18 protein-coding genes are annotated in these 19,843 nt (G+C 65.0%); 7 read left to right on the top strand and 11 right to left on the bottom strand.

The annotated features are described in order from the left end of the window. Window positions 1-17 precede the first annotated feature (17 nt). The 6 genes from AC2FMD_RS03085 to AC2FMD_RS03060 form a co-directional block, all read right to left on the bottom strand. Window positions 18-3,083, bottom strand: coding sequence for an aminotransferase class III-fold pyridoxal phosphate-dependent enzyme (locus AC2FMD_RS03085; RefSeq protein ID WP_496794640.1), 3,066 nt, complete (start codon window positions 3,081-3,083; stop codon window positions 18-20). Window positions 3,084-3,187: 104 nt separating this feature from the next. Continuing rightward, a complete protein-coding gene (locus tag AC2FMD_RS03080; RefSeq protein ID WP_496743169.1) occupies window positions 3,188-4,060 on the bottom strand; it encodes an NAD(P)-dependent oxidoreductase in 873 nt (290 codons plus the stop codon). 133 nt (window positions 4,061-4,193) lie between these two features. Then, entirely contained in the window at window positions 4,194-4,952 is a 759-nt protein-coding gene (locus AC2FMD_RS03075) for an SDR family NAD(P)-dependent oxidoreductase (protein WP_496743167.1), read from the bottom strand. Then, window positions 4,949-5,881, bottom strand: a complete 933-nt coding sequence (locus tag AC2FMD_RS03070) for an SDR family oxidoreductase (RefSeq protein ID WP_496711543.1) — start codon at window positions 5,879-5,881, stop codon at window positions 4,949-4,951. Before AC2FMD_RS03070 ends, AC2FMD_RS03075 begins: the two co-directional genes overlap by 4 nt. Then, the gene (locus AC2FMD_RS03065) at window positions 5,878-6,780 is read right to left on the bottom strand and encodes a bile acid:sodium symporter family protein (RefSeq protein WP_496679096.1); all 903 of its coding nucleotides are present in this window, start codon (window positions 6,778-6,780) and stop codon (window positions 5,878-5,880) included. Before AC2FMD_RS03065 ends, AC2FMD_RS03070 begins: the two co-directional genes overlap by 4 nt. Next, window positions 6,777-8,093 carry a flavin-containing monooxygenase gene (locus AC2FMD_RS03060; RefSeq protein ID WP_496686743.1) on the bottom strand — a complete coding sequence of 439 codons (1,317 nt, stop codon included), beginning with the start codon at window positions 8,091-8,093 and terminating at the stop codon, window positions 6,777-6,779. The genes AC2FMD_RS03065 and AC2FMD_RS03060 overlap by 4 nt, the downstream gene beginning before the upstream one ends. A 64-nt stretch (window positions 8,094-8,157) precedes the next feature. On the opposite strand from AC2FMD_RS03060, the gene AC2FMD_RS03055 reads away from it, so the two are divergent. Then, complete coding sequence (locus AC2FMD_RS03055) at window positions 8,158-8,826, top strand: TetR/AcrR family transcriptional regulator (RefSeq protein ID WP_496686745.1); 669 nt, start codon at window positions 8,158-8,160, stop codon at window positions 8,824-8,826. 6 nt (window positions 8,827-8,832) lie between these two features. Here AC2FMD_RS03055 and AC2FMD_RS03050 read toward each other — a convergent pair whose 3' ends face one another. The 4 genes from AC2FMD_RS03050 to AC2FMD_RS03035 form a co-directional block, all read right to left on the bottom strand. Then, complete coding sequence (locus AC2FMD_RS03050; protein WP_496794639.1) at window positions 8,833-9,669, bottom strand: PhzF family phenazine biosynthesis protein; 837 nt, start codon at window positions 9,667-9,669, stop codon at window positions 8,833-8,835. Window positions 9,670-9,721: 52 nt separating this feature from the next. Next, window positions 9,722-10,096, bottom strand: coding sequence for an alpha/beta fold hydrolase (locus tag AC2FMD_RS03045; protein ID WP_496794638.1), 375 nt, complete (start codon window positions 10,094-10,096; stop codon window positions 9,722-9,724). A gap of 257 nt (window positions 10,097-10,353) precedes the next feature. Further along, window positions 10,354-10,701: an alpha/beta fold hydrolase gene (locus AC2FMD_RS03040; protein ID WP_496711541.1), complete on the bottom strand. Its 348-nt coding sequence runs from the start codon at window positions 10,699-10,701 to the stop codon at window positions 10,354-10,356. Between the two features lie 48 nt (window positions 10,702-10,749). Next, window positions 10,750-11,364 carry a pyridoxamine 5'-phosphate oxidase family protein gene (locus AC2FMD_RS03035; protein WP_496711540.1) on the bottom strand — a complete coding sequence of 205 codons (615 nt, stop codon included), beginning with the start codon at window positions 11,362-11,364 and terminating at the stop codon, window positions 10,750-10,752. Window positions 11,365-11,667: 303 nt separating this feature from the next. On the opposite strand from AC2FMD_RS03035, the gene AC2FMD_RS03030 reads away from it, so the two are divergent. The 3 genes from AC2FMD_RS03030 to AC2FMD_RS03020 all read left to right on the top strand — a co-directional run bounded on the left by AC2FMD_RS03030 (window position 11,668) and on the right by AC2FMD_RS03020 (window position 14,338). Next, entirely contained in the window at window positions 11,668-12,231 is a 564-nt protein-coding gene (locus AC2FMD_RS03030) for a TetR/AcrR family transcriptional regulator (RefSeq protein ID WP_496679087.1), read from the top strand. A 49-nt stretch (window positions 12,232-12,280) separates the two neighbouring features. Next, the gene (locus AC2FMD_RS03025; protein WP_496794637.1) at window positions 12,281-13,072 is read left to right on the top strand and encodes a TIGR03084 family metal-binding protein; all 792 of its coding nucleotides are present in this window, start codon (window positions 12,281-12,283) and stop codon (window positions 13,070-13,072) included. A 108-nt stretch (window positions 13,073-13,180) separates the two neighbouring features. Further along, a complete protein-coding gene (locus tag AC2FMD_RS03020; RefSeq protein ID WP_496711537.1) occupies window positions 13,181-14,338 on the top strand; it encodes an acyl-CoA dehydrogenase family protein in 1,158 nt (385 codons plus the stop codon). 101 nt (window positions 14,339-14,439) lie between these two features. On the opposite strand, the gene AC2FMD_RS03015 is transcribed toward AC2FMD_RS03020, so the two are convergent. After that, window positions 14,440-15,324, bottom strand: coding sequence for a LysR substrate-binding domain-containing protein (locus tag AC2FMD_RS03015; RefSeq protein ID WP_496743173.1), 885 nt, complete (start codon window positions 15,322-15,324; stop codon window positions 14,440-14,442). A gap of 98 nt (window positions 15,325-15,422) precedes the next feature. Between AC2FMD_RS03015 and AC2FMD_RS03010 the strand changes: the two genes are divergently transcribed. Genes AC2FMD_RS03010 through AC2FMD_RS03000 form a run of 3 tightly spaced genes read left to right on the top strand, consistent with a single transcriptional unit; the run spans window position 15,423 to window position 19,828 of the window. Beyond that, a complete protein-coding gene (locus AC2FMD_RS03010) occupies window positions 15,423-16,589 on the top strand; it encodes a pyridoxal phosphate-dependent aminotransferase (protein WP_496794636.1) in 1,167 nt (388 codons plus the stop codon). An 18-nt stretch (window positions 16,590-16,607) separates the two neighbouring features. Further along, window positions 16,608-18,797: a dehydrogenase E1 component subunit alpha/beta gene (locus AC2FMD_RS03005; RefSeq protein WP_496743158.1), complete on the top strand. Its 2,190-nt coding sequence runs from the start codon at window positions 16,608-16,610 to the stop codon at window positions 18,795-18,797. Next, a complete protein-coding gene (locus AC2FMD_RS03000) occupies window positions 18,794-19,828 on the top strand; it encodes an ACP S-malonyltransferase (protein WP_496743156.1) in 1,035 nt (344 codons plus the stop codon). Before AC2FMD_RS03005 ends, AC2FMD_RS03000 begins: the two co-directional genes overlap by 4 nt. Window positions 19,829-19,843 lie beyond the last annotated feature (15 nt).

Raw genomic sequence — 19,843 nt, 5'->3', positions numbered from 1 at the left:
TCCGGCCGGGGCGTATCTTAGCAGCAGCCGCACCCTTCATGGTGATGGGTGTGGTTACAAACCGGGGCAGGGGCATAGTCGCCCACCTCGGCCAACACAGACCGCAGCGCCCACAGGATCATGTCCACATCCTCGGCCTCGATGGTCAGAGGCGGGCGGATCTTCAGAATGTTGTCCTTCGGCCCCTCGCTGCCGATCAGGATGCGGTGGTCCCGCATGCGGTTCTTGACGTATCGGCAGATCTCGGTGCCTTCCGAGCCGTCGGGGTTGATCAGTTCGACCCCAAGAAACAGGCCCATGCCCCGCACGTCGCCTACGCAAGCGAACTCGGCCTCGATCGCGCGCAGACCATCCATCAGCCGTGCGCCCATCACGCGGGCATTCTCCTGGAGGCCCTCGTCATCGACGATGTCCAGCACCTCTTTGCCGATCCGGCAGGACAGGGTCGAGCCGCCGAAGGTCGAGAAGAACTCGATCCCGTTGTCGAAACTGTCGGCGATCTCGCGCGTGGTGGCCAGCACGCCCAGAGGGTGGCCGTTGCCGATGGGCTTGCCCAGAACCACGATGTCGGGCGACGCCCCCTGATGCTCGAAGCCGAAGTAGTACTCGCCCAACCGGCCTAGGCCTGTCTGCACCTCGTCGGCGATGCATACGCCGCCGGCGGTGCGGATTTTTTCGTAAACCGCCGGAAGATAGCCCTTGGGCGGGATGATCTGCCCCCCAACCGAGGGGAAGGTCTCGGCGATGAACCCGGCCACCCCGTGCCCCTTGCGCTGAAGGGCGGCAATCGCGTCGTCCACAAGGTCGGCATATTTGCGCGCGCGGTCGGGGTCGTCGCGTTTGAACCGGCCGCGATAATCGTCGGCCACCTCGACCAGTTCGACCCAATCGGCCTGACCCACGCCGCCGGGCTTGTTGAACTTGTAGGCCGAAATGGCCACCGCCGCATTGGTGTTGCCGTGATAGCCGTGATCGGGCGTCACCATACCTTTGGCCCCGCTATGCGCCCGGGCAAGGCGCAGGGCCAGCTCGTTGGCCTCGGTGCCCGAGTTGACGAAGAAGCACACCTGCAGGTGATCGGGCAGCTTCGACAGCAGCTTGTCGGCAAATTCCACCTGCGCGGGGTGCAGATAGCGGGTGTTCGAATTCATCCGCTTCAACTGATCCACCGCGACGGCCTGAATGCGCGGATGCGCGTGTCCCACATGCGGCACGTTGTTGTAGGCATCCAGATAGGGCCGCCCCCATTCGTCGAACAGGTGATGTTTCCACCCACGCACCAGCATCACCGGGTCGTCATAGGTCAGGCTCAGGTTGCCGCCGAAATGCGCCCGCCGTTTGTTCAGGATCTCGGCCTTGTCGGTCGGGCGATAGAAGACCTTCTCGTCCGGCAGGTTCAGCAGGGCCGCCGGGTTCGGGCAGACCGCATGCCACAGGTCCAGCTCGTCCGGGTCAGCGACACCGGGCCAGTCGGCCTGCATGCCGGCCGTGGTCAGGGCCAGCTGGAAATGCACATGCGGCGCCCAGCCGCCGTTCTGGCCAGCATCGCCCAGCCGGGCGAACGCCGCCCCCTGCGCCACCGGATCGCCGGGTTTCAAGCGGTCACAGACCTCGGGATCCAGATGTCCATATAGCGTATAGAACGCGTCACCCTCGGGGGTTTCGTGATGCAGGATCACCACGCCGCCATAGTCCAGATGGTTCGCCCGGTTCTCGACCGCCTCGACCCGACCGCTCAGCGGCGCCAGCAAAGGCGTCCCCGCGGGAGCAAACACATCCACCGCCAGATGTACCGTTCGCCGGTCCGACGCCTTCCACGGACCCTTGCGGAACGTCGGCTCGGCATAGATCAGGCGCGGTTCGTTGTAATAGCCCAGCCACAACCCATCGCCGAATTCCGCGCCCACCCGCGCGGCCTCGTCCAGCGGCATGTGAAACGGGTTCTGCGGCCAGGTTGAGTTTTCGACCGACAGCGAACCCATCGGAACGTTCGACAGATCCTGTCCCAACAGCTGCGCAAACTGACCACGATGTTCGGACAGGTACGCGTGAATGCGCTCGGCCCCGTCGGTGACGGGCAGCCCGCAGGCCGCGCGCAGCCGCGCCGGCATCAGCTCGCCATTGACCGAACCATCCTCCAGGAACCGCCAGGCCGGTGCCTGGCTGATGGTCACATACGGGTCGTCCGGGTTTTCAGCGGCCATCAGCGTGGAATTGACGACCGACACGGCCAGCCGCATCCGCAGCAGAGGCCAGATCAGGTCCACTTCCTGCGGGCGCAGTCGGTTTGCGGCGTGATAGCCTCGCACCAGCGCGGCCAGTGCCCGTTCGGGGTGCGGGTGATCCAGCACCACATACGCCCCGGCGATCGCCAGTTCGCACACCCGCGGCGCGGCGCACATGTCGCCCAGATCGATCAGGCCCGAAACCTGCCGGCGCTCCGACAGCTCTCCTTCGACCAAGATGTTGTAGTCATTCACGTCATTGTGGAGGGCTTGCCGGGGCAGCGTCGCCAGCATGTTTGAGACGGCATCGAACTGTGTACAAATCTCGCGCAGAAGGGCTGCACGATCCGGGTCGGCAACCGCATCTAATTTGTCAGCGATCCAGCCAGCCTGGGTCAGGTCCCATTTGAAATCCGGCCGCTCCAGGCCGGGATGCGAAAACCGCTCCAGCGCCCGATCGGTCGCCCCCAATACCCGGCCCAGTTTCAGGATCAGGTCCTCGGTTTTCGGCGCCGCCTTGGCATAGCACCGGCCCGGCAGCCGCTCCAACAGCCACGCCAGCCGAGGCCGTCCCGCGTCGTCGTCGATCTGCGGCAACAAGCTACCGTCCAGACCGGGGATCACCTTGGGAAACGGTAGCCCGGGGGCCTCGGCCGCGATATGCTCCAACGCCGTGATCTGTAGATCCACCAGCTGCGGGTCGCATTCGGCCCGCATGACCTTCAGAACATAGTCCTGCCCATTGGTGGCCTGAACTAGGAAATTCAGGTCATACTCGCCATCCAGCCGCGAGAGCCGGGCGTCCAGCCCCCAGACCCGCCGCAGCGCGACCGCCCAAAAAGCACTGACATCATTCATTCGAAATTCCGCCCCGCGCCCGCCGGAGCCCTTTTCATCTGGCCAATAATATCCTCGGGGGGAATCGCGCCTTGGCGCGATGGGGGGCAGACAGCCCCCCCGCGTTACCCCATGGCCCGCAGGCGCTTGATCAACGACGAGGTGTCCCAGCGGCTACCGCCCATCTTCTGCACATCCTTGTAGAACTGATCGACCAGCGCAGTCACCGGCAGCGATGCCCCGGTCTCGTCCGCCGTGTCCAGGCAGATGCCAAGGTCCTTGCGCATCCAGTCCACCGCAAAGCCGTGGTCGAAATGGTCGTCCAGCATGGTCTCGTATCGGTTCGACATCTGCCAGCTTCCGGCGGCACCCTGGCTGATCACCTCAACCACCGCGCGCCCGTCCAGCCCGGCCTTCTCGGCGAAATGCAGCGCTTCGCTCAGCCCCTGCACCAGCCCTGCGATGGCGATCTGGTTGCACATCTTGGTCATCTGGCCCGCGCCGCTGTCCCCGATACGGCGGCAGATCTTCGCATAGACCTGCATCACCGGCTCGGCCCGGTCATAGGCTGCCTGATCGCCGCCGCACATGATCGACAGAACCCCATTTTCGGCCCCGGCCTGGCCGCCCGAGATCGGCGCATCGACAAAGGAGATACCGCGGGCCTTGGCCGCGGCGTACAGCTCGCGTGTGACCTTGGCCGAAACGGTGGTGTGGTCAATGAAAACCGAGCCTTCCGCCATGCCTTCGAACGCGCCGTCCTCGCCGGTGCAGACCATGCGCAGATCGTCGTCGTTGCCGACGCAGGCCATCACGAACTCGGCCCCTTCGGCGGCATCGCGCGGCGTGGTCGCCATCTGGCCACCATGCTGCGACACCCATTGCTCCGCCTTGGCCGCGGTGCGGTTGTAGATGGTCACTTCATGCCCGGCCGCCTGCAGATGCCCGGCCATCGGATAACCCATGACGCCAAGGCCAAGGAATGCAACTTTTGCCATTTTCGAGATCCTCCCTGTGACCGGTCCGGGGCAGAGAACGCCCGCTGGCCGGATTGTTCGTCAAAGACAAAGCAAAGCCGCGCCCAAAGGGCAACCCCGCACCGGGAAACAGGCCGCAAATAATGGCCGCGCGTCACGCGCCGCTGATATTGCGCTCCATCAGGCGCTGGTACAGGCGTGGGGCCAGCCGGTTCAGCCACCAGGCCAGCCTCGCCACCCGTCCCACCGGGATGACGGGCCGCCCGCGATCCAGCCCTTGCAGGATCACGCGAGCGGCCGCCTCGGGGGTCATCTCGTCCATGCCGTCGCTGGCCGATCCGGGGCGTGCGGTGCCGTCCGGCTGCCGCTCGGCCCGGCCCGGGTTGGTCGCCACGAATGAGGGCGCCGCGATATGCACCCGCACGCCATGGAGCCGTTCTTCGGATCGCAGCGATTTGAAGAAACCTTCCAGCGCGTGTTTCGAGGCAGCATAGGCCGTGCGGTGATACAGCGGCGCAAACCCCGCCACCGACGAGATTGCAAGATGCGCCCCGCGCGACTGGCGCAGCGCCGGTAGAAAGGAGCGGGCCATCGAGACGGCTGCGAAATAGTTGATCTCGAACACCTTGCGGTGGCTGGTATCGTCGGACTGATCGAACCCGCAGATCTGGGTGATCCCGGCGTTATAGACGACCAGATCGATGCTGTCGCAGTGCGCAAGCGTATCGTTCACGGCGCGCGCCAACTGGGCCGGATCGGTAAGATCACAGGTAATCGCCATCTGCGTGGCGGTGTCCTGCACCCCATCCACCTTCAGGTCCAACAAGACTACACGCCATCCACGCTCTTGCAGCGCGGCCGAGAGCGCCTGACCCAGGCCGCCGGCCCCGCCCGAGATCACTGCGGTTTTCATAGGCCCACACTCCTTTTCCAAAGGTCGAACACCTCGGCGCTGGTCTTCTGCGGGACATAGCCGAACACGGTTTTCAGCGCCGTATTGTCCAGAACCGGTCGGTATTGCAGGAACCGCACCTGTTCGGGCCCGTAACGCGACAGGCGCAGGGGGCGGGCCACGGCCAGCGCCGCCTTCAGCGCCCAGGCCGGCAGGCGCAGCACAGATTTGTCCAGCGCGCGGGCCAGATCGTCGACACTCAGCGCGCCGTCCCCGGCGACGTTGTACACTCCCGGCGGCCCGTCGGTGGCCGCGCGTTTCAGGATGCGGGCCAGATCGTGGGTCCAGATGAACACGAAGGGGCTGTCGCTGCCCGCCACCGCCAACAGGCGGGATTTGCGGAACAGGGCAGTGATCTGGTTGTCGGTGCCGTCGCCCAGCACCGTGCCCACCCGCAGCACTACCTGCTCCAGCTGCGGCGCGGCGGTTCGGGTCTCGGCCAGCAATTCTTCGACCTGCCGCTTGTGGTCGGAATAGGGAAACTCGGGGTTGCCGCGCACCGGATCGGTTTCGCGCAGCGGCACCGGGTTGTCCGCGTGATAGCCATAGGCCGCACCCGAGGAGGTGACGACCAGCCGCCGCACGCCATGGGCCAGCGCGGCATCGATCACCTTGCGCGTGCCGCCCACATCCACCGCATGGGCCTCGGCCCGCGACATCCCCGGCGGAGGTGTGACGACCGAGGCCAGATGCACGATCACCTCGGGCTTCACCTTGGCGATCACCCGCGCGGGGTCGCCCGTGGTGACGTCCATGCGCAGAAACGGAACCTCGTCCGGCAGCGTGTCGGGGCGGCGCAGGTCGGTGGCAAACACCTCATGGTCGCTCAGCTCGTCCAGCAGGGCGCGGCCAACCAGCCCCGCGGCGCCGGTGATCAGGATGCGGGTCATCGGGCGGCCTCGGTCCGGGCCATCAGTTGCGCCAGCGCCAGCCCCGAGATGGCATGCCAGATTCCCCAGAAGGCGGCCACCACGGCCATGCCGCCCAACCCGTTGAAAAAGGCAAAGATCAGCACCAGCCCAAGGCCCGAATTCTGGATGCCGGTCTCGATCGTGATTGCACGCCGGTCATAGGGGGACAGCCGGGTCAGAGTGGCCACGACCCAACCGCCCCCCAGTGCCAGTGCGTTGTGAGCGATCACAAGCCCGGCGACCGCCCCCGCGTAGCCCAGGAAGAAACTCCAGTTGGCCGCCAGGGCGAGTACGATGAAGGCCACGAAAATGGCCATGGACAGGATCTGCAGCGGCCCGCGCAGCCGCGCCGTCAGGGCGGGGCGCTTCTGGTTCAGGGTCACGCCCAGAACCAGCGGCAAGATCAGCATCAGCCCGACAATGATGGCGATCTGTACCGGGTCGATCTGGGTCTGCTGCAGAATGGCGCGGGTCGGCGGGTACAGCCCGCCCCACAGCGCGATGTTGAACGGGGTCATCACGATAGCCCCGATGGTGGCGAAGGCGGTCATCGACACCGACAGCGCAGCGTTCCCGCCCGCCCGATGGGTGATGAAATTCGAGATATTGCCCCCCGGACAGGCCGCCACTAGGATCAGCCCCAATGCGATCGAGGGGCGCGGCTCGGTCAGCCAGACCAACAGGAAGGTCAGCGCCGGCAGTACCAGGAATTGCGAGGCCAGCCCCACCACCACTGGCTTGGGCGCGCGCCGCAGCCGGTCGAAGTCGCGTGGTGACAGGTCGATGGCGATCGAGAACATCACGATCGCCAAAATCGCGTTCAGCAGGGTCAGCGAGCCGGGGCTGAAATTAAGCGTAATCTCGTCGATGCCGGTCATGCGCGGGCTTTCCGGAACCGCGCGATCCAGTCTGTCACCGCCTTGCGATAGGTCGCCTTGTCCACGTAATAGGCCATTCGGGGCAGGTTCAGGTACTGCATGCCTCCGGTGGCGCGCTTATAGTCTTTTTGTTTTTCCGCCTTCAGCGCCGCGGCCACGGGGCAGCCGGATTGAAGACCCTTGATATAGCGCGCCACCATTTCGGCCTGCTCATGGCGTCCTTGCCAGCCCAGCCCGGTGGCTTCGATCATGCCCAGAACGAACAGATCGTCGCGTTCGGGATGCATGGCGTTCAGATACAAATGTGGCGCGTCGCCCTGCCAGTTCAGCAGGTTCGGGTCGATGAACGGATAGTGCAGCTTGTACCCGGTCGCGGCCAGAATCATGTCATAGTCGCTGGCGCTGCCGTCCTTGAAGTGGACCGTGCGCCCCTCGATCCGGTCGATATCAGGGCGAATGCGCAGGTCGCCGTGGCCTGCGTGGTAAAGGACCAGCGAATTCACCACCGGGTGGCTTTCGTAGAGTTTGTAGTCAGGTTTGGGAAAGCCGTATTTCTGCGGGTCGCCCACGAACCAGCGCAGGATCATCCCGTCGATCCGGCGCTTCAGCCACATGGGCAGGCGGATCATCCCGCCCAGCGTGTCGGCGGGTTTGCCAAAGACGTATTTCGGCACGAAATAATATCCCCGCCGCATCGACAAATCGCACCGCGTGGCGTGATGGATGGCGTCCACCGCAATGTCGCACCCGGAATTGCCCGCGCCCACGACCAGCACCCGCTTGCCGTGAAACTGGCTGGGATAGCGGTACTGCGCGGCGTGGATCAACTCGCCGTCAAACCTGCCGGGAAAATCGGGCATGTTGGGCTCGGACAGGGTGCCATTGGCGATCAGCACCCCGGCAAATTCGGCTCTATGAGTCCCTTGGCTGTCCCGCCAGGTTAGCCGCCAGCCATCGCCCGGCGCACCCAGGGGCGATGCTTCGATCACCTCGGCATTGAACCTGTAGTGATCATGCAGGCCGAAATAATCGGCAAAGGCCCGGAAATAATCGCGCATCTGCCGGTGCGACGGGTATTCGGCCACGTCGTCGCCCATCGGAAAATCGGCAAATTCGGTCATCGACTTGGACGAGATCAGATGCGCGGATTCGTACATGGTCGACCGTGGCGCATCGATATCCCACAGCCCGCCCACATCGGAATGCAACTCGAATCCCTGGAACGGGATGCCCTGTTCCTTCAGCACCTTGGCCGCCGCCAGCCCCATCGGACCTGCGCCGATCAAGGCATAAGCCTTGCGCGCCTGTATCATGAACCCTCCCCTGCTCGTGGCGCTTAACTTGAACGATCGTCCAAAATAAGGCAAGATGAAAAACATGAGCGCGAAATACATTGAAAAACAAAGGCAAAGGGCGCCGTCGGCCCGGTCGCTGGAAACCAAGGCGCGGATTTTGGACGCGGCTGAGGCGCTGTTTGCCGAGCGGGGATTCGAGGGCGCCTCGATCCGCGACATCGCCACGCGCGCCGGAGTACAGGTGGGTCTGGTCCACCACCATGGCGGCGGCAAGGAAGAGCTGTTCTTCCAGACCGTCGCGCGCCGCGCTGACGAGCTTGCGCAGATCCGGATGCAGGCGCTGGAGGATCGGCGCGCGCAAGGCCCGCTGACCCTGCGGGGTATTCTGGACTGTTTCATCCGCCCCTATGTCAGCCTTGCAGAAACGGGCGGCCCGGGCTGGATGGCCTATGGGCGGCTAGTGGCGCATGTGTCGGTCGATCCGCGCTGGCGCCATATCGCGGCCGCGTGTTTCGACCCCACCGCTGAGCTATTCATTCGCGAAATCGCCGCGCTGTATCCGCAGGCCGACCGGGCGCTGTTGGCTACGGGCCAAGTCTATACGGTTTCAGCGATGCTGGCGCATCTCAACAGCGCCTGGCGGGTGCAGGCGCTGTCACAGGGGGGCGATCTGTCCGGGATCGACCAACTGGTCGAGTTCTGCGCTGCGGGGATCGAGGCAATGGTACACTCGGGCCGCGCACGGCCCTGACCCGGCTCAGTCGATGGCGCGGGTGGTTCCCGAGACGCGCACGCCGTCGCCCTTCGCGGCGCCGATCTGAACGCGCAGAAGGGATCGCGCGCCCATATCCTCGCCTTGCACGATGTTGATTTCGCCGCCATGCGGCGAATCCAGGTCGCGCAGATACCCGGCAAGCGCGGCGGCTGCGGCGCCGGTGGCGGGGTCTTCCAGCACCCCGCCACTGGCAAAGGCGTTGCGGCTGTGAAACAGCCGGGGCGTTTCGGCCCAGATCAGGTCGATCGTGGTGAACCCTTGGGCCTGCATGAACTCGGCCCCGGTTTGCAGGTCATAAGTCATCTGAGCCAGACGATCGCGGGACGTCAGCGCCAGGATAAGGTGGTCGTTGCCTGCATTGGCGATGGCGGGCGCCAGATCGGTGCTCAGGTCACTGGGCGCAAGCCCGAATAGGGTCAGTGCCTGCGCCAGAACATCGTCAGTCACCGCGCGGCTGTGGGTCGGCGGCGACACCAGCGTGGCCGCGACCCTGTCGCCGTCACGCCGACATTCGACCGAGATCTGCGCGTCGTTCAGCTGCAGCGCGTATTCTCCATCGCCGAACCGCTGCGCCAGCTGCGCCCCCAGCGCGATGGTGGCATGGCCGCAAAAGGCGACCTCGCCCACCGGTGCGAAATAGCGCACCCGCCAGCCCGCGCCCTGCGGCGCGGCAAAGGCGGTTTCGGAATAGCCGACAACGGCGGCGATCTTCTGCATTTCGGCATCCGAGGGCAGGGTATCCGCGATCAGAACCCCGGCCGGGTTGCCCCCGGCGGGGCCATTGGAAAAGGCGGCGATACGGTCAACATGCGAGGTCATGGGTCAGTCCTCCGGTATAGGGGGCCCCGGACAGCCCCGGGGGGCAGGGGGGTCAGTTGATGCGGGCCAGGAAGTCCTGCATCTCGGCGGCGATCTCGGGGCCGAATTCCTCGAGCGCGAAATGCCCGGTGTCGCGGATGTGGAACTCCAGATCGGTCAGGTCGTTTTTGTAGGGATGCGCGCCCGCTTCGGGGAAGATCACGTCATTCTTGCCCCACATCAGCAGCGCGGGCGGCTGGTATTCGCGGAACAGCGCCTGCCATTTGGGGTATTCGCCCACATTGGTGCCCAAATCCAGAAACATCTCCAACTGCACTTCCTGGTTGCCGGGACGGTCCAGCAGGTACTGGACGTGCCAGAAATTGTCCGGGCTGATCGCGTCGGGGTTCTGGGTGCCGTGGGTGAACTGCCACTGGGTGGAATCCATGGTCGGAAGGCGCGCAGGGCATCGCCGTTTTCCTTGGACGGATCGGCCCAATAGGCCTTGATCGGGTCCCAGAACTCGCGCAGGCCCTCGTCATAGGCATTGCCGTTTTGGATGATGAAGCCGGTCACGCGGTCGGGAGCCTCGGGGAACATCCGGAATCCCACCGGCGCGCCGTAGTCCATCAGGGAGACGGCACAGCGATCGACGCCCTTCGCATCCAGCAGCTCGGCCATCATATGCGCGGTTCCGGCAGAGCTTTAGTCATATGTATCCGCCGGGGGCATATCGGACGCGCTAAAACCGGGATAGTCGGGCGCGATCACATGGTCATCCTGCGCGATCACAGGGATCAGGTAACGGAACATGTGCGACGAGGGCGGAAAGCCGTGCAACAGCAGAACCGTCGGGTTGGCCGGGTCGCCGGCCTTGCGATAGGTGATCTTCATGCCGTCGATAGTCTGCGCGCGGAACTGGGTCTGGAACGGGTCGGGCTCGGCGGCGCGCACGGCTTCGGGCGAGAGGTAGAACCCGACGGTCACGACCGAGACGGCAAAGATTGATCCGGCGATCAGGGTGGCAAGTGTGTTAGTAATCGCGCGTAGCATGGCATTGATACTCCTGTTGCTGGCGTATTCGGGGTCTTGGGGTTTGGCTCAGGCCTTTCGGGCCAGGGCCTGCTTCAGTTGGTCGTTTTCGGCCTGCAGCTGGGCCATCTGGCGGCCAAGCTCGTTCAGATGCGGGCGCAGCTCGGCCTCGGTGAAGCGGGGAGTGATGTGGCGCGGGCAGTTCCAGTCCAGCGCCGCGACATGGATGATCGCTGCTCGTTCGGCCTCGGCCCAGTCGGGAAACAGATCGCGCGCGGCCTCGGCACCTTCGCAGAAGTCCACACGGCCCAGGATCTTGAGCCTGCGCTGGTTGGCATAATCCATCAGGATCAGCGCGATCCGGTCATTGCCGTCCAGGTTCCCGCGCGAGATATACTGCTTGTTGCCCGAGAAATCGGCATAGCCGATGGTCCGATCGTCCAGCACCTTCAGAAACCCCGCCGGGCCGCCGCGATACTGCACATAGGGCCATCCGGTCTCGGACACGGTGGATTGATAGAACCCGTCGCGCGCCTCGATGAAGGCCTGCTCGGCCGGGCCGATCAGGTGGCCCTGCTGCGGGCCGCCGTCGATGAACCTGGCGTATGAGGCGGCGGACCCCATCCGCTCTTGGTGCGCGCGGACGGCGGGGGTGAAGGTCAGTTCGGAAAAGGCGCGGGGCATGGTGGGGGCTTTCAGGCGAGGGTGGCGGCTAGAAGGGCTACGGTCAGAAGGAAGGGGACATAGCTTGCGGGAAATAGGCTGGCGCGGCGTCGCATCGGTCAAATCCTTTGGGTGTACAGATCAGTAAACTTTGCTGATAAGGTGTACAGTTCGGTTAACTTTTTCAACCATTTTTGCGGAATTTATTTTCCTGCGGTGGCCGGAAGAAAAATTTATTGATTAAAAACAGAGAATTCAGATTGGTGATTTGCAGCCGTTCGGCAGAAGGATTATGTACTGATCTGTACGCGAAGGAGCCGAATCATGCGTCCGAACAAACGGGATGAGCTGGTCCGCAAGGCACTGCAGGTGTTTTATCGCGACGGGTTTCACGCCACCGGAATGGACCGGCTGGTGGTCGAAACCGGCGTGTCCAAGACCTCAATGTACAAGCACTTCCGCACCAAGGAAGAGCTGATCCTGGCAGTGCTGCGCCTACGGGACGAGAATTTCCGCAACTGGTTCGTGCGCCGGATCGAGGAACTGGCCGACACCCCCGCCGATCAACTCCTGGCCGCGTTCGATGCGCTGGGCGAATGGTTCCGCGAAGACAATTTCCGCGGCTGCATGTTCATCAAGGCCGGGGCCGAATATCAGGCCCCCGACCACCCGATCCATGTGCAGGCGGGCGAGCACAAGCGCCTGCTGCTGGAATATTTCACTGACCTGTGTCGCAAGGCCGGCGCGCAGGACCCGGACAAGCTGGCCTGCCAGCTGCTGCTGCTGAAAGAGGGCGCGATCGTCACCGCCGTTCTGCTGCACAGTTGTGATCCGGCGCGCGATGCGAAAGAGGCCGCGCAGGTCCTTTTGCAGAACGCGCTGGCCTGACCGGCCGAAACCCGCTTTAGTGGCCCAATGGGCAGAGAGCGGGAGTGCCATGGATCAAGCTGCGGATTTCTTTGAGGAATGCCAGGTTCTCGACCATGCCCTTGAGCGTCTTGGTGCCAGCGACTGGCGCACCGTGACCCAATTCAAGGGTTGGACGATCGACGATGTGTTGGTGCACCTGCATTTCTGGAACCAGATGGCCGACCTGTCACAGCGCGATCCGGATGCGTTCGATGCAAGGGTGCAGCGGGTGATGCCGCGCATCCAGGCCGAGGGCTTTCGCGCCACGGAAAACGCCGCGATCTCCCAGCGGGGCCATGACCTGCGGCTGGCCTGGCGCGATCTGTACACCCGCATGGCCTATGACTGGGCCCTTCTGGACCCCAAGGCGCGGGTCAAATGGGTGGGGCCGGACATGTCGGTGCGGTCCTCGATGACCGCGCGTCAGATGGAGACCTGGGCGCATGGGCAGGAGGTGTTCGACATCCTTGGCCTGACCCGGCCCGAGACCGACCGGATCCGCAACATCGTCGTGCTGGGGGTGAACACCTTTGGCTGGACCTTCACGGTGCATGGCCGCCCGGTGCCACCGGTGCCTCCCCATCTGCGCCTGACCGCGCCCTCCGGGGAGCTGTGGGAGTTCGGCGCGCCCGGTGCCGACCTGATCGAAGGGCTGGCCGTCGATTTCGCCCGCGTGGTGACCCAGACCCGAAACGTGGCGGACACCGGCCTGTCGGTGCGGGGGGCGGTCGCGCGGGAGTGGATGGACATCGCCCAGTGTTTCGCCGGCGCCCCGGAAACGCCGCCGCCGCCCGGCGCCCGGCACCGCGTAGGGCATTGACGCCAAAGGACGTTGCGTAGCAGCGCAAACCGACGCGGCGTCACCCGGATTGGCGGAATCGGCCGCGAAAGCTACCCTTTTCGCCAGCAGAATTCCGGAGAACCAATCATGTCGCTTTTTACCTCGACCGCTTCCTGGGTCACTGACGAACACCGCATGTTTGCCGAAATGGCCGGGCGGTTCATGGATGATGAACTGGTGCCCAACATCGAGGCCTGGGCCGAGCAGGGCGTCGTCGATCGCGACTTCTGGCGGAAGGCCGGGGAAACTGGGCTGATGGCCGGGGCCATCCCCGAGGAATTCGGCGGTGTCGGTGGCGGTATGGGTTTTGATGCGGTCACGATCTATGAACAGACCTCGCGGGGGGATGCGGGCTGGGGCTATGGCATCCAGTCGATCGTGACCCATTACATCACCGCCTATGGCAGCGAGGATCAAAAGCGCAAATGGCTGCCCAAGCTGGCCTCGGGCGAGATGGTCGGTGCGCTGGCCATGACCGAACCGGGCACCGGCTCGGACGTGCAGGCGATCCGCACCACAGCCGAGAAGGATGGCAATTCCTACCGGATGAACGGGTCCAAGATCTTCATCACCAACGGCCAGACCGCGGACCTGATCATCGTGGCTGCCAAGACTGACAAGTCGCTGGGCGCCAAGGGCGTGTCGCTGATCGCGGTCGAGACCGAGGGGGCCGAGGGCTTCCGCCGGGGGCGCAACCTCAAGAAACTGGGCATGAAGGCCAATGACACCGCCGAGCTGTTCTTCGAGGACGTGAAGGTGCCGATGACCAACCTTTTGGGCTCCGAGGAGGGGCAGGGTTTCTATCAGCTGATGAAGCAACTGCCGTGGGAACGTTTGACCATCGGCATCATGGCGCTGGGCGCGATCGACTTTGCCATCGCCGAGACGGTGAAATACGTGCAGGAGCGCAAGGCGTTCGGCCAGCGCGTGATGGACTTCCAGAACACCCGCTTCAAGCTGGCGGAATGCAAGACCAAGGCCGAGGTGCTGCGCAGCTTCGTCAATGACTGCATCGCCAAGCTGGAGGCCGGCCAACTGGATGCGGCCACCGCCTCGATGGTGAAATACTGGGGGTCAGAGGTGCAAAACGAGATCATGCATGAATGCCTGCAGCTGTTCGGCGGCTATGGCTTCATGATGGAATACCCGATCGCGCGGCTTTATGCGGATGCGCGGGTGCAGATGATCTATGGTGGCACCAACGAGGTGATGAAAGAACTCATCGCCCGCTCGATCGACGTCTGACCGGGCGCTCCCGCCCGTCGTCAACGGCCCTTGCGGGCCGCCTTCTCCGGTTGGGCCCGGCCGCGCCCGAGCGATGCTCGGACGCGGCCGAGGCGGATCGGCTAAGTCAGCTGCTCCTGCAGCCATGCGCGGAACGAGACAAGCGGGGCCGGTTCGGTGTGATTTTGCGGCCAGACAAGATAGTAGTCGCCCAGGCTGACCGGCGGAGCTGCGCAGGCCGGAACCAACCGGCCGGCTTCCAGCTCGGCTGAAATCAGGTAGCTGGGCAGCAGTGCTACGCCCAGCCCATGGATCGTGGCCTGGATCATCGTCGAGAACTGGTCGAACAGCATGCCTCGGACGCCCTCGACAGGGGTGCCTTGCGCGGCGAACCAGCGTTCCCACGCATCGGGCCGGGTATCCAGATGCAGCAGTGGTGCGTCGACCAGCCATTCAACCTTCGGGGTTTCGGCTGGCAGCAGGGCTGGCGCGCAGACCGGCAGAACCGATTCGCGCATGATCGGCAGATAGTTCACCCCGGTCCAGTCGCGCTGGCCGAAATGGATGGCCGCGTCGAAGGGTTCGGTGCCGAAGTCGAATGGCTTTAGCCGCGTGCTGAGGTTCATCGTCACTTCGGGGTGGCGCTGCGCGAAATCCTGAAGCCGTGGCGCTAGCCAGTGCATACCGAAGGCGGGCAGGATCGACAGTTGCAAAGAACCGCCGGAAGGGTTGGCCTTCAGCTTCAGTGAGGCCTGCGCCAGTTGCTGCAGCGCTGTTCTGGCGGTTTCCACGTATTCCTTGCCAGCGGGCGTGAGTTGCAGGCGCATTTGGTCGCGCTGGATCAGCGCGACGCCCAGCTGTTCTTCGACGGCCTTCAACTGCCGACTGACCGCGCTTTGGGTCAGCGAGAGTTCATCGGCAGCTGCTGAGGCGCTACCCAAGCGGTCGACGGCTTCGAGTGCCAACAGGGAAGAAATAGACGGCAGAAATCGACGCGGCGCCAGCATATGACTTTTCCTCATGGCTTGTGGAGGGAATATCACTGGTGGATCCTCAAATCCAATAGCAAAAAGGCGCAACCTTAGAAAAGTGCAGCGGGAATACCATGACTATTCAGAACAGTTTGAGCGGATTTCGCCGGGCGGGGCGGCTCGACGGGATCGAATTGTCCGAGATTGTTCAGATCTCGGAACGGGCCGCGCAGTTGCGGGCGCAGGGCGTGGACGTGATCGCGCTCAGCACCGGCGAGCCCGACTTTCCCACGCCGCCGCACGTGGTCGAGGCCGCCCACAAGGCGGCGCTGGACGGTCAGACCCGATATCCCGCCACCGCCGGAACCCCGGCCCTGCGTACCGCCGTCGCGGAACAGGCCGGGGTCGAGCCGGCGCAGGTCATCGTCTCGACCGGGGCCAAGCAGGTGATTGCGGGCGCGTTCCTGGCGACACTCGATCCGGGCGATGAAGTCATCACAACCGCCCCTTTCTGGACCAGCTACGCCGACATGGTGAAACTGGCGGGCGGCGTGCCGGTCGTGCTGGACTGCCCGCGCGAACAGGGCTTCAAGCTGACGCCCGAACAGCTCGACGCCGCGATCACTCCGCGCACGCGCTGGCTGCTGCTGAACACTCCGTCGAACCCGACCGGGGCGGTTTACACCGAATCCGAACTTCAGGCGCTGGGCGACGTGCTGGAGCAGCACCCGCAGGTCTGGGTGATCTCGGATGAGATCTATCAGCACCTTGCCTATGTGCCCTTCGCGCCCTTCACCCAGGCGGTTCCGGCGCTGGCAGACCGCACACTGACGGTAAACGGCGTGTCCAAGGCCTATTCGATGACCGGCTGGCGCATCGGCTGGGGGATCGGCCCCGCGCCGCTGATCAAGGCGATGGCTGCGGTGCAGGGGCAGATCACCTCGGGCGCCTGTTCCATCGCGCAGGCGGCAGCTCTGGCCGCACTGACCGGCCCGCAGGACCTGCTGGCCGAACGCCGCGAGGCCATGCGCACTCGTCGCGATCTGGTCGTGGCGGGCCTGAACGCCGCCGGGTTGGACTGCCCGGTGCCCGACGGCGCCTTCTACGTATTTCCGCAGACGCCCGCTGCGATGCCCTCGGACCCCGAGTTCTGCCGTCACCTGCTGGATCACGCGGGCGTTGCGGTGGTGCCGGGGCGGGCCTTCGGCATGCCGGGGCATTTTCGGCTTTCCTTTGCCTATGACACCGATAGCCTGACCCAAGGCCTGCTGCGGATCACCGACGCCACGGCCAAACTCTGACCTGACCGGGGGAATCAGATGGATCGCGCCCAGATCGTTCACGAAAACTTCATGACCCGCGTCGCCAATCGCGACCTGCCCGCGGGTGCGCCGCCGCGCCCGGGTCTCAGCGCGCCCGAGGCTGTGTCGCTGTTCCGCGCGCAAGTGCTCAGCCGCGCGCTGGACCGCACCAGCCGGGCGATGCAGAAGGCGGGGCAGGGGTTCTACACCATCGGATCCTCCGGGCACGAGGGCATGGCCGCCGTGGCCCATGCCCTGCGCCCGACCGATATCGCCTTTCTGCACTATCGCGACGCCGCCTTTCAGATCGCCCGGGCCGAGCAGGTGCCCGGCCAGCAGATCGCCTGGGACATGCTGTTGAGTTTCGCGTGTTCCAGAGAGGACCCGACCTCGGGCGGGCGGCACAAAGTGCTGGGCTCCAAGGCGCTGATGATCCCGCCGCAGACCTCGACCATCGCCAGCCACCTGCCCAAGGCGGTGGGCGCGGCCTATAGCTTGGGCGCGGCGCGGCGTCACGACCCCGAACACCGGCAACTGCCCGAGGACGGCATCGCCATGTGTTCCTTCGGGGATGCGTCCTCGAACCATTCCACTGCACAGGGGGCGATCAACACCGCCGGTTGGACCAGTGTCCAGTCGATCCCGCTGCCGCTGCTCTTTGTCTGCGAGGACAACGGCATCGGCATCTCGGTCAAGACGCCCAAGGGCTGGATTCAGGCCTCGATGGAGCATCGACCGGGCATTAAGTATTTTCAGGCCAACGGGCTGGACATCTATGAAACCTTCGCGGTGGCGCAGCAGGCGGCCGACTATGTCCGCACCCGGCGCAAACCGGCCTTCCTGCACCTGAAAACCGTGCGGCTTTACGGCCATGCGGGGGCGGATGTGCCCACCACCTATCTCAGCCGTGCCGAGGTCGAGGCCGACGAGGCCAACGATCCGCTGCTGCATTCGGTGCGCCTGTTGGATCAGGCCGGGGCGCTGTCGCCCGAACAGGCGCTGAAGATCTATGAGCAGACCTGCGCCCGCACCGATCGCATCGCGGCCGAGGCCGCCACCCGCCCGCATCTGGCTACCGCCGCCGAGGTCGCGGCCAGCCTGATCCCACCCAAGCGCCCCTGCAAACCCACCAACGGCCCCAGCGCCGAGGCCCGCGCCGCCGCCTTCGGCAGCGACCTGCGCGCGATGGACGACCCGCAGCCGATGGCGCGCCTGATCAACTGGGCGCTGACCGACCTGATGCTGGAACATGGCGAGATCGTCTGCATGGGCGAGGACGTGGGACGCAAGGGCGGCGTCTATGGCGTGACGCAGAAGCTGCAGCAGCGCTTTGGCCCCGACCGGGTGATCGACACGCTGCTGGATGAACAGTCCATCCTCGGCCTCGCCATCGGCATGGCCCACAACGGTTTCGTCCCGATCCCCGAGATCCAGTTCTTGGCCTATCTGCACAATGCCGAGGACCAGATCCGGGGCGAGGCCGCCACGCTGCCCTTCTTCTCGAAGGGGCAGTTCACCAACCCGATGGTCGTGCGGATCGCCGGGCTGGGATACCAGAAGGGCTTTGGCGGGCATTTCCACAACGACAACTCGCTGGCGGTTCTGCGCGACATTCCGGGCGTCATCATCGCCTGCCCCTCGACCGGGGCCGATGCGGCGCGGATGCTGCGCGAATGCGTGCGGCTTGCGCGTGAGGAGCAGCGCGTGGTGGTGTTCCTCGAACCCATCGCGCTCTACCCGATGCGCGACCTGCACGAGGGGCAGGACGGCGCGTGGATGACCCGCTATCCCGCGCCAGGTGAACGCATCGCGCTGGGCGAGGTCGGCGTGCATGGCGACGGCACCGATCTGGCCATCGTGACCTACGGCAACGGCCATTATCTGTCGAAACAGGCGCTGCCCGAGCTGGCAGCGGCGGGCCTCAAGACCCGCATCATCGACATGCGCTGGCTGGCGCCGCTGCCCGAACAGGCGCTGCTGGAGGCCACCAAGGGCTGCAAGTACGTCTTGATCGTCGATGAATGCCGTCGCACCGGCAGCCAGTCCGAGGCGCTGATGGCGCTGTTTGTCGAACAGACCGACCTGCCCACCGCCCGCGTGGTGGCCGAGGATTGCTTCATCGCCACCGGCCCCGCCTATGCCGCGCCGCTGCCCTCGCGCGAGGGGATCGTGGCCGCCGCCCTGACCCTGACCGGAGCCAAGAAATGACCCGTACCGCCGTCGTGATCTGCCCCGGCCGGGGCACCTACAACAAGCCCGAGCTGGGCTACCTGCACCGCCACCACGCGCGCCGGATGGAGCTGTTCCGCGAATTCGACGCCATCCGCGCCGAAACGGGCCAAGAGGCGGTGACCGCGCTGGACGGCGCGTCGCGCTTCTCGGTCAGCAAATATTCGCGCGGCGACGTGGCCTCGCCCCTGATCTATGCCGCATCGCTGGCCGACGCGCAGGCGCTGGCCGAGGATATCGAGGTGGTAGCCGTCACAGGCAACTCGATGGGCTGGTATATCGCGCTGGCCGCCGCTGGCGCGCTGTCGCCCGAAAACGGGTTCCGGGTGGTCAACACCATGGGAACGCTGATGCAGACTCACCTGATCGGCGGGCAGCTGGTCTATCCCTTCACCGGCGACGACTGGCGTGACGACCCCGCCCGGAAGGCCGAGCTTTTCGCCGAGGTGGCGCGCATCAATGCCTTGCCGGAGCATGACCTTGCCCTGTCGATCGACTTGGGCGGGATGCTAGTGCTGGCCGGCAACGAAGCCGGGCTCAAGGCCTTTGGGGCCGCGCAGCCCGTGGTGCAGGAGCGGTTCCCGATGCGGCTGGCCAACCACGCGGCCTTTCACACGCGCCTGCAGGCCCCGGTGGCGCAGGAGGGTCGCCGCCAGTTGCCCGCCACGCTGTTCGCCCAACCCGATTTGCCAATGATCGACGGGCGCGGCAAGATCTGGTGGCCCGGGGCCACCGACGTGGGCGAACTGTGGGATTACACGCTGGGCCATCAGGTGACCGAGCCCTACGACTTCACCCGTGCGGTGCAGACCGCCGCCCGTGAATTCGCGCCTGATCTGTTCATCGTCACCGGCCCCGGCGCCACGCTGGGCGGCGCGGTGGCGCAGTCGCTGGTGCTGGCCAACTGGCGCGGTATGTCCGACAAGCAGAGCTTTCAGGCCCTGCAGGCGCAGGACCCGTTCCTGATCGCGCTGGGGCGCGAGGATCAAAGACCCCTTGCCATCGGCTGAGCCCTCGGGAAATCT

The sequence above is a fragment of the Ruegeria sp. BHSC276 genome, assembly GCF_059612945.1.
This window is presented reverse-complemented; position numbering and strand designations above follow the sequence as displayed.

Coding starts and splice junctions, on each gene's coding strand:
- AC2FMD_RS03035 (WP_496711540.1), bottom strand. CDS start 11,364: ATGCCCCGCGCCTTTTCCGAACTGACCTTCACCCCCGCCGTCCGCGCG.
- AC2FMD_RS03000 (WP_496743156.1), top strand. CDS start 18,794: ATGACCCGTACCGCCGTCGTGATCTGCCCCGGCCGGGGCACCTACAAC.
- AC2FMD_RS03040 (WP_496711541.1), bottom strand. CDS start 10,701: ATGCTACGCGCGATTACTAACACACTTGCCACCCTGATCGCCGGATCA.
- AC2FMD_RS03005 (WP_496743158.1), top strand. CDS start 16,608: ATGGATCGCGCCCAGATCGTTCACGAAAACTTCATGACCCGCGTCGCC.
- AC2FMD_RS03065 (WP_496679096.1), bottom strand. CDS start 6,780: ATGACCGGCATCGACGAGATTACGCTTAATTTCAGCCCCGGCTCGCTG.
- AC2FMD_RS03030 (WP_496679087.1), top strand. CDS start 11,668: ATGCGTCCGAACAAACGGGATGAGCTGGTCCGCAAGGCACTGCAGGTG.
- AC2FMD_RS03045 (WP_496794638.1), bottom strand. CDS start 10,096: ATGGATTCCACCCAGTGGCAGTTCACCCACGGCACCCAGAACCCCGAC.
- AC2FMD_RS03015 (WP_496743173.1), bottom strand. CDS start 15,324: ATGCTGGCGCCGCGTCGATTTCTGCCGTCTATTTCTTCCCTGTTGGCA.
- AC2FMD_RS03025 (WP_496794637.1), top strand. CDS start 12,281: ATGGATCAAGCTGCGGATTTCTTTGAGGAATGCCAGGTTCTCGACCAT.
- AC2FMD_RS03080 (WP_496743169.1), bottom strand. CDS start 4,060: ATGGCAAAAGTTGCATTCCTTGGCCTTGGCGTCATGGGTTATCCGATG.
- AC2FMD_RS03085 (WP_496794640.1), bottom strand. CDS start 3,083: ATGAATGATGTCAGTGCTTTTTGGGCGGTCGCGCTGCGGCGGGTCTGG.
- AC2FMD_RS03020 (WP_496711537.1), top strand. CDS start 13,181: ATGTCGCTTTTTACCTCGACCGCTTCCTGGGTCACTGACGAACACCGC.
- AC2FMD_RS03050 (WP_496794639.1), bottom strand. CDS start 9,669: ATGACCTCGCATGTTGACCGTATCGCCGCCTTTTCCAATGGCCCCGCC.
- AC2FMD_RS03055 (WP_496686745.1), top strand. CDS start 8,158: ATGAGCGCGAAATACATTGAAAAACAAAGGCAAAGGGCGCCGTCGGCC.
- AC2FMD_RS03060 (WP_496686743.1), bottom strand. CDS start 8,093: ATGATACAGGCGCGCAAGGCTTATGCCTTGATCGGCGCAGGTCCGATG.
- AC2FMD_RS03075 (WP_496743167.1), bottom strand. CDS start 4,952: ATGAAAACCGCAGTGATCTCGGGCGGGGCCGGCGGCCTGGGTCAGGCG.
- AC2FMD_RS03010 (WP_496794636.1), top strand. CDS start 15,423: ATGACTATTCAGAACAGTTTGAGCGGATTTCGCCGGGCGGGGCGGCTC.
- AC2FMD_RS03070 (WP_496711543.1), bottom strand. CDS start 5,881: ATGACCCGCATCCTGATCACCGGCGCCGCGGGGCTGGTTGGCCGCGCC.